The 14,215-nt window shown below is 65.8% G+C and carries 12 protein-coding genes; 5 read left to right on the top strand and 7 right to left on the bottom strand.

Annotated features, from left to right (window positions below):
• Nucleotides 1-15 precede the first annotated feature (15 nt).
• From FY251_RS13840 to FY251_RS13830, 3 genes are read left to right on the top strand one after another with little or no spacing between them, the layout of a single operon-like run.
• Nucleotides 16-909: a carbohydrate ABC transporter permease gene (locus FY251_RS13840; RefSeq protein ID WP_148415530.1), complete on the top strand. Its 894-nt coding sequence runs from the start codon at nt 16-18 to the stop codon at nt 907-909.
• A gap of 4 nt (nt 910-913) precedes the next feature.
• Complete coding sequence (locus FY251_RS13835; RefSeq protein ID WP_148415528.1) at nt 914-1,780, top strand: carbohydrate ABC transporter permease; 867 nt, start codon at nt 914-916, stop codon at nt 1,778-1,780.
• A gap of 10 nt (nt 1,781-1,790) precedes the next feature.
• Nucleotides 1,791-2,921: an ABC transporter ATP-binding protein gene (locus tag FY251_RS13830; RefSeq protein ID WP_148415526.1), complete on the top strand. Its 1,131-nt coding sequence runs from the start codon at nt 1,791-1,793 to the stop codon at nt 2,919-2,921.
• A 35-nt stretch (nt 2,922-2,956) separates the two neighbouring features.
• Here FY251_RS13830 and FY251_RS13825 read toward each other — a convergent pair whose 3' ends face one another.
• The 5 genes from FY251_RS13825 to FY251_RS13805 form a co-directional block, all read right to left on the bottom strand.
• The gene (locus tag FY251_RS13825) at nt 2,957-3,358 is read right to left on the bottom strand and encodes a hypothetical protein (RefSeq protein ID WP_148415524.1); all 402 of its coding nucleotides are present in this window, start codon (nt 3,356-3,358) and stop codon (nt 2,957-2,959) included.
• 101 nt (nt 3,359-3,459) lie between these two features.
• Nucleotides 3,460-3,645, bottom strand: coding sequence for a hypothetical protein (locus tag FY251_RS13820; protein WP_089780443.1), 186 nt, complete (start codon nt 3,643-3,645; stop codon nt 3,460-3,462).
• Between the two features lie 675 nt (nt 3,646-4,320).
• A complete protein-coding gene (locus FY251_RS13815; protein WP_148415522.1) occupies nt 4,321-5,088 on the bottom strand; it encodes an IclR family transcriptional regulator in 768 nt (255 codons plus the stop codon).
• 103 nt (nt 5,089-5,191) lie between these two features.
• Nucleotides 5,192-6,298 (bottom strand): Gfo/Idh/MocA family protein, encoded by a 1,107-nt coding sequence (locus FY251_RS13810; RefSeq protein WP_148415520.1) that lies wholly within the window; start codon nt 6,296-6,298, stop codon nt 5,192-5,194.
• Between the two features lie 84 nt (nt 6,299-6,382).
• Nucleotides 6,383-8,482 (bottom strand): pectate lyase, encoded by a 2,100-nt coding sequence (locus FY251_RS13805; RefSeq protein WP_187367415.1) that lies wholly within the window; start codon nt 8,480-8,482, stop codon nt 6,383-6,385.
• A gap of 378 nt (nt 8,483-8,860) precedes the next feature.
• Between FY251_RS13805 and FY251_RS13800 the strand changes: the two genes are divergently transcribed.
• Both FY251_RS13800 and FY251_RS13795 read left to right on the top strand, forming a co-directional pair.
• A complete protein-coding gene (locus tag FY251_RS13800) occupies nt 8,861-10,009 on the top strand; it encodes a Gfo/Idh/MocA family protein (protein ID WP_148415518.1) in 1,149 nt (382 codons plus the stop codon).
• Nucleotides 10,010-10,033: 24 nt separating this feature from the next.
• Nucleotides 10,034-11,410, top strand: coding sequence for a DUF362 domain-containing protein (locus tag FY251_RS13795; protein ID WP_148415516.1), 1,377 nt, complete (start codon nt 10,034-10,036; stop codon nt 11,408-11,410).
• A 46-nt stretch (nt 11,411-11,456) separates the two neighbouring features.
• Here the strand turns inward: FY251_RS13795 and FY251_RS13790 are convergent, their stop codons facing one another.
• Both FY251_RS13790 and FY251_RS13785 read right to left on the bottom strand, forming a co-directional pair.
• Nucleotides 11,457-12,995 (bottom strand): glycoside hydrolase family 28 protein, encoded by a 1,539-nt coding sequence (locus FY251_RS13790; protein WP_148415514.1) that lies wholly within the window; start codon nt 12,993-12,995, stop codon nt 11,457-11,459.
• A 95-nt stretch (nt 12,996-13,090) separates the two neighbouring features.
• On the bottom strand, nt 13,091-14,155 hold the full coding sequence (locus FY251_RS13785) for a S9 family peptidase (RefSeq protein WP_148415512.1): 1,065 nt from the start codon (nt 14,153-14,155) through the stop codon (nt 13,091-13,093).
• Between the last annotated feature and the right edge of the window lie 60 nt (nt 14,156-14,215).

Genomic DNA, 14,215 nt, shown 5'->3' with positions numbered 1-14,215 from the left:
CGCCACGTCAGTTACATGTCTACTGCCACAAAACCGTACGACTCGACGCTTCAGGCGGCGCTGTTGTTACTCCCGACAGCGGCGGTACTCGTCGCGTTCCTGTACTACCCCGCGCTCGAAACGTTCCGTCTCAGCCTCTACGAGACGCTGTTTCTCGGACAGCGACAGACGTGGACCGGGCTCGGGAACTTCGTCACCCTGCTCACCTCGGGCACCTACCAGTACAGCTTCTTCATCACGGTCGCGTTCGCGGCGCTCGTCGTCGTCGGGACGCTCGGCGTCTCGCTGTTGATCGGCTACATGATATTCTCCGTCGACGTCCGGACGTCCGTCTATCTCGTCGCCGCGATTTGGCCGTACGCGCTCCCGCCGGCGGTCGCCGCGGTTCTCCTGAACTTCATCCTCCATCCGAACCTCGGCATCTTCACCCACTACCTCGAACTCCTGACGCCGCTCACCTTGGACTGGTTCAACGACGGCCCGCAGGCGTTCGCCATCCTCGCGGTCGTCGCCGTCTGGAAACAGCTCGGCTACAACATCATCTTCATCGTCGCCGCGCTGAACAACATCCCCGAGATACTGACGGAGAACGCGCGCATCGACGGCGTCGGCCGGTTCAGAATGCTGTACAAGGTGTACGTGCCGATGATTTCGCCGACGATGACGTTCCTCGTCGTCATGAACACGATATACGCGTTCTTCTCGACGTTCCCGCTCGTGGACCTGATGACGAGCGGCGGGCCGAGCGACGCCACGAACTTCCTGATATTCAAGCTCTACCGCGACGCCTTCCAGTTCAACAGCCTCGGGCTGGCGTCCGCGCAGTCCGTGATTCTGTTCGTCGTCGTCTCGGTGCTGATGTACGTCCAGCTTCGGTTCGCGTCGGGCTACGGGCGGTACGGAGGATAACGAGATGGCCACAGAGACAGACACCACGACGTTCGACGCGAGACAGCTCGCGCACCGACTCCCCGACGACGCGCTGCTACACGGCGGCATCGTCTTCGCAATCCTCCTGATGGCGTCGCCGCTGTTGCTCGCGATTATCATGAGCACGCAGTCGACGACGGAGGTGTATCAGGTGACGAACCTCGGCCTCGGGTCGAGAGGCCTCTCGAACTACTCGGACGCGCTCGTGAACTACGACTTCAGCACGTACATGCTGAACTCGTTCGTGATGAGCGTCACCGTCGTCGTCGGGAAGGTCACGCTCTCGCTTTTCGCGGCGCTCGCGCTCGTCTACTACCGCTTCCCGTACGAGCGGGCGGTGTTCATGTTCATCCTGCTGACGCTGTTGTTGCCGGTGCCGGTTCGAATCGTCCCGCTGTTCCAGTTGATGGCCGACCTCGGGTGGACGAACTCCCTGTTGGCGTTGACCGGGCCGTACATCGCGAGCGCGACGGCCGTGTTCCTCTTTCGCCAGCAGTTCATGGGGATTCCGGCCTCGCTCGTCGAGGTCGCGCGCCTCGACGGCGTCGGCCCGCTCACCTTCCTGTTCAGGGTGCTCGTGCCGATGTCGAGGGGGATGATAGCCGGGGTGTGCGTTATCACGTTCATCTACACGTGGAACCAGTTCCTCTGGCCGCTGGTCGTCGTGACCGACAAGAGCAGTCAGGTCGTCCAAGTCGGGATTCGGTACCTCCAGGGCTCCGCGCAGGCGGGGCTGACGCAGTGGGGGCTCATCATGGCCGGCGCGGTCCTCGCGTTGCTCCCGCCGCTCGCGGTGCTCGTCGTGCTACACCGACCGCTCCTGCGAACGCTCACCATCCAACAGAAATAGCGAACTCACCATGTCAGACATCACGATTCAGAACCTACGGAAGACGTACGACGACGTGCGCGCCGTGAAGGGTATCGACCTCGACATCGACGACGGGGAGTTCCTCGTCGTCGTCGGCCCCTCGGGGTGCGGGAAATCCACGACGCTCCGAATGCTCGCCGGCCTCGAATCGGTGACGGACGGCTCCATCGCCATCGGCGACCGCGTCGTCAACGAGGTGCCGCCGAAGGACCGAAGCATCGCGATGGTGTTTCAGAACTACGCGCTGTACCCACACATGACGGCGGCGGAGAACATGAAATTCGGCATGAAGTCGGCCAGCGAGTTCTCCGCCGACGAAATCGAGCGCCGCGTCGAACAGGCAACCGAGACGCTCGGCATCGCGCATCTCCGCGACCGGAAGCCGAAGGAGCTCTCCGGCGGGGAGCGGCAGCGAGTCGCCATCGGCCGGGCGCTCGTCCGCGAGCCGGACGTGTTCCTGATGGACGAGCCGCTTTCGAACCTCGACGCGAAGCTCCGGGTGCAGATGCGCGCCGAGTTGCTCAAGCTCCACCGCGACCTCGATACGACGACCGTCTACGTCACCCACGACCAAACCGAGGCGATGACGCTCGGCGACAGAGTCGCCGTGCTCGAAGACGGGAAACTCCAGCAGGTCGCGCCGCCCCAAGAGCTGTACGACTACCCGACGAACCGGTTCGTCGCGGGCTTCGTCGGCGAGCCCGCGATGAACTTCGTTCCGGTGGCGATCCGTCGGCAACGCGGTGAACACGTCGCCGAAGCGCCGGGACTCTCGCTCACGCTCCCCGCCGGTTCCGGACTGGACGACGTGGACGACGGTCTCACGCTCGGCGTCAGACCCGAAGACGTGTCTCTCGTCTCGAACACCGCCGGGGCGTCGGAGTCGTTCACCGCCGAGGTGACGGTCACCGAACCGCTCGGAGAGCTCCTGCTCTTGCACTGTCGCCTCGGCGACGAGGAGATTCGGGTCAAGGTCGAGCCGCGAAGCCGAATCACGGCCGGCGACACCGTCGAACTCGCCGTCGATACGGACCGTCTGCACCTGTTCGATTCGAGCGGCGACGCCGTCTACCACTCGTCGGTTCCCGAGCGGGGGACCGAGAGCGTCGCGGCCGATTGACGAGGCGAGCGGCGAAGCGAGCGCAGGGCGCGCCGCTACCTCCCGTCGAACGATTCGGGTGACAGGTCGAGGCCCGCCCGCTCCGCATCGGTGAGTTCTTCGAGAACGCTCGTCCCGGAGCCGGGCTTCGAGTCCCACGACCAGTCCTCGTGGAGGCGGAGGCGGCCGTCGCCCAGTCGCTCGATGCGGTCCGTGGAGTGGCCGGTCGCGGTCGTCCCGTCTTCGGTGACGTGAGAGTACCGGAAGTCGAGCGTGTCGCCGAGGTGGCGGCCGACGAGGTGGCCCAACCTGACGGTTCCGCCGCGGTACGTCGCGTGAAGCAGGTCGTCGGACTGGTCGAACCAGAAGTAGGTGTCGCCGCCGACGTCGCCGCTCTCGGCGTTGGCGACCGATTTGAAGACTCGTCCGTCGAGCGACGGCGCGTGAGATTCGGGCATAGTCCGTGTGCGAGGCCGAACGATATGAGTGGTCCGCCGAGACGCGCGAGATACCCGCTTGTCTCCCGACCGACCGTCACGACCCGTCACGACGCCGTCGGTCAGTGGCTCCCCCGGTCCCCCGAGCCGCCGTCAGAGCCGGTTTCGACCGCGTCAGTCGCCTTATCGATGCCTCTCTTGGCCTTCTCCTCGCTCACTTTCGTCCGCTTTCCGACTTGTTTGGCGACTTCGTCTTCGCGTCCCTCTACGAGGCCGAGCAGCCGTCGAAGCTTGCTCATCACGCCCATAGCGTCGGCGGTAACGACTCCTCGGAAGAAAAGGTGGCGGCCATCGAACGAACACGGCGGATTCCGAGAGCACACGCCGGTGAAATGTAAATAATCAGATATACATTTGAAAGTGGTATTTCATGGGAGACCACTTCGAATCTCGATTCGTGGTTCGGGGGTACGAGGGAACGACCAAGAGAGCGAACGGGCCGCAGCGACGGTTAGTTCGACGTTTACGGGGTCTTTTCGGGGGTGAACCGCAACGACCCGAACCAGCGTTGGTCGGTACCGGAAGCCGAGTCGAAAATCGGAGCGAACGGGATATACTGTGCTCTTCACCGTTTCAGCGTTCAAATAGTGACGTTTCTGATATCGTCGAACGCGAGTCGAGAGATAGCCTCTCAGAAACGAATTGTTACTGGATTCCGATAGTACAGAATACTAGTCTTGTATTCGATAGTATTGATACGCCGGCCGTAATCGAGAGCGTTCGGTCACTGCGTCCGAACGCCCGTTCAGGCGGGTGGAGCGGTACGAGAATATATTACAGGCGTACGAGCGTAATTTGTTGATTCGTAGTAATAATCCAGCGGAGAGGGCGGCTGTAACTATCGTGGGTATATAACGTTCGGCGGTTCCGAACGCCCGAGGACGCTCGACCGCGGAGAGGGACGCGGGGCGATTCCACCCGAGTCACGCGAGCGCGAGTTCCAGTTCGAACTCGCTGACGATGTCCTTAACCGTGTGTGCGAGTTCGGCTTTCCTGTCCTCGCCGGTCACCGAGTGAGCCGGTCCCGTGACGCTGAAACCGCCGATAACGTCGCCGGAGCGCCGCGTCGCGGCGACGCCGATGGCGTAGAGTTCGTTGAAGTTCTCGGCGCGGTTGACGGCGTAGCCCTGCTCGCGGACGCGCTCCAGTTCCCCGAACAGCGCCTCGCGGTCGGTGGTGGTGTTTTCCGTCTCCCGCGGGAGGCCCCACCGGTCGATTATCTGTTCGATGCGCGGCTCCGGGAGTTCCGCGAGAATCGCCTTCCCGACGGCGGTGTTGTGCAGGAACAACCGGTTGCCGAGTTGCTCGTGGGACCACCCCATCTTACTCCCCGACGCGGTGTGCAGGAAGACGGCCTTCCCCCCCATCTCGACGGTGAAAATCGACCGGAGGCGGGTCTCTTCGAACAGTCGCTCGGTGAACTGTCGCGCGAGGACGAACGCCGGCTCCCGCGTCCGGACCTGGTTCCCCAATCGGAGCAGTTCCGGACCGATAAAGTAGAAATCGCCCTCCTTGATGACGAACTGTTCCTGCTTGAGCGTCGCGAGGTGACCGTGAATCGTGCTCTTGGGCTTGTCCATCCGCTCGGCGATTTCGGAGACTCTCGCGCCGTCTATCGCTTCGAGTTGCTTCAGAATCGCTATCGAAGTGGCGGTCGTCCGAAGCGTCGTGGGCGAGTCATCCGTTGGCATACCTCGATATCTTCGGCCACCTATTTAAAGTTCAGGAAGGCCGAACGGCCGGTCGACGACGCGGCGCGGCGCGGCCCGCCGGGCACGGCGTCGGCGAACGCGTTCACCCCTCGACTTCGACCCAGCCGCCGCGCTCTCCGGACTCGTAGGCCGCGTCGAGGACGCGCAGCAGTTGCACGGCGTCGTCGACCGTCGCCGGTACGTCGCCGGTCTCGTAGCCCGCGAAGTAGTCCTCGAAGTAGTCCTGTACGAAGTCGCCCCACGCCGGGAACCGGTCGTAGGTGAACTCGAACTCGACGGTCCGTTTCGGCGCGGCGGTCCAGTCGGGGTGCTCCGAGGTGATGTCGAGCGGGACCGTGGGTTCGTGCTGCAGCGAGTCGTGGTGCAGCGGCGTCAGCGCCTGCGCGTCGGTGCCGTAGATGCCGAGGTGCGTGTCCTTGCCGCGGTCGCTCAGGTAGTAGCCGGTGTGATACGTGCCGAGCGTCCCGCTTTCGGTCTCGAACTGGAGGACCGCCCCGGCCTCCACGTCCGCCTCGACCGCGTCGTGGAACCGGGCGTTCACCCGCGCGATGGGGTCGTCGAGAATCCACGGCATCACGTCGACCCAGTGCGGACCGATCCACTGGAGCGCGCCGCCGCGACTCGTCTCCCGGTCGTAGAGATAGTGGTCGGTGTCCCGGTAGGAGAGCTGGCTGGCGTTGAAGCGCCCGTCGAGCGTCCACACGTCGCCGAAGAAGCCCTCCGAAACCCGGTCGCGAAGCGTCATCGCGACGGGGTTGCGACGGTAGTACATCGTCGGCGAGACGGTCACGCCGAGTTCGTTGGCCCGCTCGGCGATGGCTTCGAGGTCGGCGGCGGTCCGGGCGATGGGTTTCTCGCTGATGACGTGGACGCCGTTTTCGACGGCGCTCTCGACGATTGCCGGCGTCTCGTCGCTCCGGTGGGTTATCCACGCCACGTCGACGTCGGCGTCGGAGACGAGTTTGTGAGGGTCCTCGTACACCGCCGCGCCGCCGACGAGGTCCGCCATGTCCTGTCCCTCGGTCGTGATTTCGTCGGGTCGGTCGTTCATCGCCGCGATATTCGCCACGTCGACCCGTCGTCCCGGTTCGCAGACCGCGGTAATCGTCGCGTCCAACTCGCTCGCGACGGCGAAGTAAGGGTCCCGGTGGTGGTGGTCGATACCGATGTATCCGATGTTCGCACCCATACACGTAGTTCACAGAAAATGATTTAAAAATATGTGGGTGCGGGCAAGATAGCCGGCGGCGGACGGTGCGTCGGCCTCGTGCGGTCAGCGCCGCGGCGTCTCGACCCGCCGGGACCACGACCGGAGCCACGGGCGGGTTCCGCCGTTGGGGACGTTCAGGTCGTGGCTGTTGACCGGGAGGTCCGGGTAGCCGCCGACCCGCTTTTGGCTGTCGACGAGATAGCTCGCGCCGAGTTCGACGTGTTCGAGGATGCGCTCGTCGGTCGCGGTCCGGTCGGCGGGTCGCGCGCCGACGTTTTCGAGGTTGTGTTCGAACGTCCGGTCCGACGGCATCGCGGCCAGTCCGTCGGGCCAAAGCGGCCGCTCGTCGACCACGGTCACGTCGTCGTCGACCATCGCCACGTCGTCGTCGTCGGTGACGTTGTCTTCGAGGTACGCCACGGCCGTGTCCACGCCGTCCTCGGCGAAGACGTTCGCCTTCTCCGAGTTGGGCTGGAGGTAGGCGTTGCCGACGATGCTCGCCTCGGTGTCGGGGTCCAACCACGTTCCGTCCTCGAAGTCGTACATCACGTTGTTGACGACGACGCTCTCGGTTCCCTCCTTGAGTCTGGGGTGGCGGTCGGTGTTGAACGCCCAGACGTTCCCCAGCATGGCGACGTTCTTCGCGTCGTTGCCGATGAGCGAGCCGTAGCCGTGCTCGCCCTTCGGGTGGACCGAGTCGTCGAGCGCCTCGGCGACGAGGCAGTTCGAGACGGTCGTGTCCGCGGTCTCGTAGCCGACCGAGAGACACTCGTCGACGCTCCACGAGGCGGAGACGTGGTCGATGACGTTGTTCTCCGTCTCGTCGGCCGTGTTGACCGTGTCGAGCGCCCAGTCCTCCGTCGGTTCATCGATGCCCGCGTCGCCGAGTCGGACCCGAACGTGCTGGAGGACGCAGTCGCTCGCCGCGACGTTCACGCGTCCTTTGACCAGCGTGACGCCCGGGGAGGGCGCGGTCTGCCCGGCGATGTAGCACTTGTCGTACGGAATCGGGAGGTCGCGCACGCCGAGGTCGACCGTGCCGCTGGTCTCGAAGACGACCAGTCGCTCGCCGTCGACGGTGACCGCCTTCTCCAGTTGGCGGCGCGTCGGCTCGGTTATCACGATGACCGGCGTGTCGTCGTCGAGCCACGGGGCCGCATCGGCGAACCCGTCACTCGGTCCGAACTGCGACGCGCTGTCCGGGCCGGCGTGGGCCGGGACCTCGCCGTTCGACGGGTTCGGCGTGCTGAACGTGGAGACCGCGCCCCGTGCAGTATCGCCGTCTGCCGTGTCGGCCACCGCGCGCACCTCGTAGTAGCGACGCCGCGTCAGGTCGTCGGCCTCGACGTTGAACGCGCCCGACGAGGTGAGTTCCGTCGCGTCCGTGGCCTTCCACGACGCGGTGGGAACCTCCCGATACTCGAAGTAACAGTCCGCGGAATCGGCACCGCCGAGGTCGCCGAGGTCGCCGGTGAGCGTCGCGGAATTCGGGGCGAGGCCGGTCACGTCGCCGGTCGAGACGAGCGGGACGCCCGTCGTGTTCTCCACGCTCCCCGCGGCGTCTACGTCGCCGATATCGCGGTTCCGGTCGGGGTCGACCCCCGAGAGGTTCTGGAACGTCGCCGTGGCGAGCGTCCCCGAGAGGTGGCTGGTGACGGCCAGTCCGACGTAGACGCTGTCGCCCAGCGAGATGTCGTCGGCCCCGAGCGTGTTAATCGACGTCCACGTCTCGCCGTCCGTGGAGCGGTACGTCTCTATCGTGTCGCCGTGTCGCGTGAGGCGGAGCCAGTCGGCCGATGTGCCGCCGACGCTATCCGTCTCAGCGCCGTCTTCGGGCCGATACTGCATCGACGCCTCGCCGTTGGGTCGTCGGCGGACCATGACGTTCTTCGAGTCGGGGTCGAGCGACTCGCGGACCATCGGACCCGCCTTCGTCCAGCTTTCAACGTTGTCGATGCCGGTGTTCTGGACGGCGACGTCGAAGTCGCCGCTCAACGCCGTGTAGTGGTAGTGGAACGCGTCGGCCGTCCCCCAGATGTCGTCGCCGCCGCCTCGCATCGTAATCACGGTCGCGGCCGCAGCGCCGCCACTGAACAGGCCAGTCGTCGCGCCGATACTTCCGGCTCCGAGCACGCGGAGGAACGTCCGCCTATCGGGTCTCATGAGTTCATCACTCGAACAGAGAACATATTCAACGATTGTTATAATTTACGGCGGCCTCGAACCCCGACGGCCGGAGTATATAAAGTTCGAAGAAAACGAACAGATTCCGTCGGCTCGGGGACGATATAACGAGGAGGAGCCAAATATATTACAGACATAAGTTTGTAATACTTCGCTCGTTACTTATAAAGTTCGGAATGTACGAATCCATGTGTGAATCGCGCGCGGCGCGGGCAGGGACCCGCTCTCACGCGGAGTGCAATAAGCCAGATTCACGGCGAAGAGCCGTTCGAGCGCGCGAATCTCCGTCCATTGGAACCCGATTCATGCAAAAGGTTATTACGCTCCGACAAGCAGGTTGGTGCAACGAGTTAGCCCATGCAAGAGCTAGGTATCATTATGAACGGCGTGACCGGTCGGATGGGAACGAATCAGCATCTCATCCGCTCTATCGTCGCGCTGCGCGAGGAGGGCGGCGTGGAACTTCCCAGCGGGGAACGGGTGATGCCGGACCCGATTCTCGTCGGCCGCAACGAACGCAAACTCCGCGAACTGAGCGAGGAACACGGCATCGACCGCTGGACCGTCGACCCCGACCTCGAAACGTGTCTCGACGGCGACGACGAGGTGTACTTCGACTCGCAGATAACCCCCCGGCGACCCGACAGCGTGATGAAAGCCATCGACGCCGGAAAGCACGTCTACTGCGAGAAACCGCTGGCGAGCGACCTCAGCGCCGCGCTCGACGTGGCCGGGATGGCCGAAGACAGCGAGGTGAAACACGGCATCGTTCAGGACAAACTCTGGCTCCCGGGGCTGTTGAAGCTCCAGCGGCTCATCGAACAGGACTTCTTCGGCGATATCCTCTCCGTGCGCGTCGAGTTCGGCTACTGGGTGTTCACCGGGCACGGACAGGAGGCACAGCGCCCCTCGTGGAACTACCGGGCCGAGGACGGCGGCGGCATCGTCGACGACATGTTCTCCCACTGGAGCTACGTGCTGGAGACCCTCTTCGGCGAGGTGGAGTCCGTCCGCTGTCTCCAGAAGACCCACATCGACGAGCGAATCGACGAGGACGGCGAACCCTACGAGGCGACCGCCGACGACGCCGCCTACGCCATCATGGAACTGGAAGACGACGTCGTCGCCCAGCTCAACTCCTCGTGGACCGTCCGCGTCAACCGCGACGACCTCCTCGAAATTCAGGTCGACGGGACCGACGGCAGCGCGGTCGCCGGCCTGCGCGACTGCAAGACGCAGGGCCACGCAAACACGCCGAAACCGGAGTGGAACCCGGACACGCCGAAGGAACACGACTTCTACGAGGACTGGACGGGCGTCCCGAACAACCGGGTGTTCGAGAACGCGTTCAAGCTCCAGTGGGAGAAGTTCATCCGCCACGTCGTCGCCGACGAGCCGTTCCCGTGGGACTTCACCGCCGGGGCGCGCGGCGTCCAACTCACCGAGGCGAGCTATCGGTCCTCCGAGGAGGGCCGCCGCGTCGTTCTCGACGACCTCGACGCGTAGAAAAGCCCCCCGACGAACAGTTTTATGTCGAACTCGGCCGTCGAGTGGCGCATGCACACAGATGGCGACGAGAACCCCACAGACTGGCTCTCCGTGCCGGAGGACGTCATCCTCGAAGCGTGCGGAAACCCCCCGCTCCCCGAGTTAGGCGTCATCGAACAGCTCTGGGAGACGGATCCGATTCCGGAAGCCGAGGTCCCGGAGGCGGCCGCGAGCGCCGTCGCCGCGCTGTCGTTCGCGGACGTTCCCGACGGTGGCGAGGTCGCGCTCGGCGTCGGGAGCCGCGGTATCGCGAACATACCCGAAATCGTCGCGGGCGTCGTCGACGCCGTCTCCGAGGCGGGCTACGAGCCGTTCGTCTTCCCCGCGATGGGGAGCCACGGCGGCGCGACCGGCGAGGGACAGCGGGAGATGCTGAACGAACTCGGCGTCACCGAGGAACGAATCGGCTGCGAGATTCGGTCCAGCATGGAGGTCGTGGAGGTCGGGCGCACGCCGGACCGCGACGTGCCCGTCGTCGCCGACGCCAACGCGGCGGGCGCGGACGCCATCGTCCCCATCAACCGCGTCAAGCCCCACACCGACTTCGACGGCGAGGTCGAAAGCGGGCTGTCGAAGATGCTCGTCATCGGCATGGGCAAACAGCGCGGCGCGCAGATCGCCCACAAGTGGGCCGTCGACTGGTCGTTCCGGCGGATGATTCCCGAGATAACCGAGCAACTCTTGGACTCGCTTCCCATCGTGGGCGGCGTCGCCATCGTGGAAGACCAGCACGACGACACCACGCTGGTCGAGGGCGTCCCGCCGTCAGGGTTCCTCGACCGCGAGCGCGAACTGCTCGAAACCGCGTACGAACTGATGCCGAAGCTCCCGTTCGAGGAGCTCGATCTGGTCGTGTTCGACCGACAGGGCAAGGAGATCAGCGGGCAGGGGATGGACACGAACGTCATCGGCCGCCGGCCGTTCTCCATCAACGAGCCCGCCCCCGAGAAGCCGAACGTCAAGCGCATCTACACCCGCGGACTGACCGAGAAGACCCACGGCAACGCGATGGGCGTCGGGTCGGCGGACGTGATTCACGAGGACATCGTCGCCGAGTTGGACGCGGGGACGACGCTCATCAACGCGCTCACCGCGAGCACCATCCGCGGCGTGAAGCTCCCGCCCGTCGTCGAGACCGACCGCGCGGGCGTGGTCGCGGCGCTGTCGACCATCGGCGTCGTCGACCCCGACACGGTCCGGGTCGTCCGCGCGGCGGACACCATGCACCTCCACCGGCTGTACGCCTCGCCGGCGCTCGTCGAGGAGGCCCGCGACCGCGACGACCTGCGCGTGGTCGAGGAGGCGTCGCCGATAGCGTTCGAAGACGGCCAGTTCGCCGCGCCGTCGCTCCGGGACTGAAGCGCGGAAGCGTCTTTTTCGAAAAATCGAGTGCGTCGGGCGTCGCCTACCGCTCGACCGGTTCCGGCCGCACCGAGACGACGGCTTCGGCCATGTCGCCGTAGTTGCCGGCGAGGAGTACCGAAGACTCGCCGTCGCCCTCGTCGCGGACGTGAGCGAACGGTTCGCCGTCCTCGGGGGCGACACAGCCGCCGATTCGGAGGGTTTCGACGCCGTCCGCCTCGACTGCCGGCCCCTCGTCGGACTCGGCTTCGAAGCCGTCGAGGACCACGGTCGAACTCGCTTCCGCGGTCAGCGGGGTCCCGCTTCCGTCGGGGACCGTCACGCGAACGTCTTCGAACGAGACGCTGCCGAGCGACTTACAGAAGACGCCGTGTCGCTGGTCGTAGCCCTTCGCCATCGCCGGCGAGAGGTCCGAGGCGTCGAACGGGCGGGTCGCGTCGATGTCCACGTCGGTAAAGGAGATTCCCTCGAAGCGCCGTTCGGGGAGGCCGGCGAGGAACGCCGCCGACTCGACCTCCTCGGCGGTGATGTGGTGGAAGTCGACGTTGCGGACGTTCGGCGTCGCCTCGGTGACGGGCTCGGGCTCGCTGTCGATGTCCGTCTGGTAGTAGCCGTTGATGACGAACGGGCAGGCGACGCGGCGCATGACGATGGTGTCGAACCGGAGGTCCTCGACCGTCCCGCCGCGGCCGCGCTTGGACTTGATGCGGATGCCGCGGTCGGTGTCGGTGAAGGTGCAGTTCGTGACCGTGACGTGCCGCACGTCGCCGGCCGTCTCGCTGCCGATGACGACGCCGCCGTGGCCGTGTTCGACCGTGCAGTTGGTCACGACGACGTTCTCGGTCGGGCGTCCGACCTCGCGGCCCTGCTCGTCCTTGCCGGACTTCAGGCAGATTGCGTCGTCGCCGGCGTCGATGTGGGTGTCGCTGACCCTGACAAAGCGCGAGGAGTCGATGTCGATGCCGTCGCCGTTCGGGGCGTCCGGCGGGTTCTGAATCGAGACGTCGTGAATCGTCACGTCGTCGGAATAGACCACGTGCGTGTTCCAGAACGGGGAGTTCCGAAGCGTCACGCCGGAGACGGTCACGTTCTCACAGCCGTCTATCTGGAGCAGCGGCGGGCGCACCGTGAACGTGCTCACCTCGTCCTGCTGGTTGCCGCGCCGAATCTCTTCGAGTCGCTCGGCGAGTTCGGAGGGGTACTGTTCGGGCGGTAACGACACGAACTCCCACCAGTAGGAGCCGCCGCCGTCGATGACGCCCTCGCCGGTGATGGTGACGTTGGAGGCGTCGGCCACGTGGAGACACGGGTGGAAGCCGTCTTGGTCCCACCCCTCCCAGCGGCTCTCGACCGTCGGGAACTCGGTGAAGTCCTCGACGAACCGGAGTTCCGCGCCGTTCGCCAGCCTGAGAGTCGTGTCGTCGCCGACGCGGAGCGGGGCGCTTCGGTACGTCCCCGGCGGGAGATACACCTCGCCGCCCTCGCCGGCGCAGTCGTCGAGCGCCGCCTGAATCGCCGCCGTGTCGAGCGAACCGTCGTCGTCGATACCGTAGTCGCGCACGTTCCGCTGTTCGAGAGTCACGCCTGAAGCATCCGCGAGCGCGTTGATAAACGTTGTGCCGGGGTATCACGGCGCAGCACGGCCTGTCCCCGCGGGGAGGGGTACGGCGAGTCGGCTCAGAGTCGGTCGCGCAGGAAGGGCCACGCGCCGGCCTCGAAGAAGCGGTGGCCGCCGTCGCCGACGAACAGGCTACACTCGCCTGCCGCGTCGGCGGCGCAGTACCGCCCGCGAATGCGGTCGAACGCCCGTCTCGTCCCGGCTATCGGGAATATGGGGTCGGCTTCCCCCGCGACGACGCGGAGCGGCCGCGGGGCGACGAGGCCGGCGACGTCCCACACCTCGCCGAGGCGTCGGAGACCGGGGACGTAGTTGCACAGACAGTGGTCGATGGGGACGATAGAGTCCTCGAACGGGCAGACCGACGCGCAGGCGACGACGGCCCCGACTCGCTCATCGAGCGCGCCCGCGAGGAGCGCGACGGTCCCGCCGCCGGAGTGGCCGCAGACGGCCAGTCGGTCCGCGTCGAGGTCGGGGCGGTCCGCGACGAAGTCGACCAGGCGGCCCACGTCCCAGACGCGCTCGCCGACGAGCGACCGGCCGACGAGTTGGGCGCGCTTCTGCCAGTACGCACACGCGCTGACGGCGTCGGACGCGTTCGGTTCGTCGGCCGCGTCGGGACGTAGTTCGCCGAAGGCGCGCATGTCGGGAGCGACGACGGCGAAGCCACGGCGGGCGGCCTGCCGCGCGATGTCCCGTCGGTCGTCGGCGATGTGACGGCGGGCCGCCTCGTCGTCGGCGACGCCGGCGGCGAGGTCCTTTCCGTGTTCGGTGTGGCCGTGCAGCGCGACGACGACGGGATACGGCGGGTCCACCGAGTCGGGGACGAGCAGGTAGAACGGGACGCGGAACCCCCGTTCCGTGCGGACGCTCCACGTCTGTCGCTCGTACCGCCGGCGTCGAACCGTCGCTCCCGGGCGCTCCCGTCGCCTCGGGTCGATGTCCTCGACGGTGCGGTCACGCATCGTCGGAAACCCGAGCACGTCGCGCAGTTCCCCGCGGAACGACGCCTGCCACGCCGCGAACGCCCGGCCGGGTTCGCCCGCAGACGCGGCCGAACCGTCGCCGCTGTCGCTCGCTCGGAGGACGCCGTCGAACCAGTCGTCGTAGTCGAAGCCAGTCATTCGGTGTCGGTCCGACGGACGCGACGGGGTCACAAGTGCGTGTCGACGCCGCGAATTAGC

This window comes from Haloferax sp. KTX1 (genome assembly GCF_902410085.1).
Classification (GTDB): domain Archaea; phylum Halobacteriota; class Halobacteria; order Halobacteriales; family Haloferacaceae; genus Haloferax; species Haloferax massiliensis.
The sequence above is the reverse complement of the archived record's forward strand: the minus strand, read 5'-3'. Positions and strand labels throughout refer to the sequence as shown.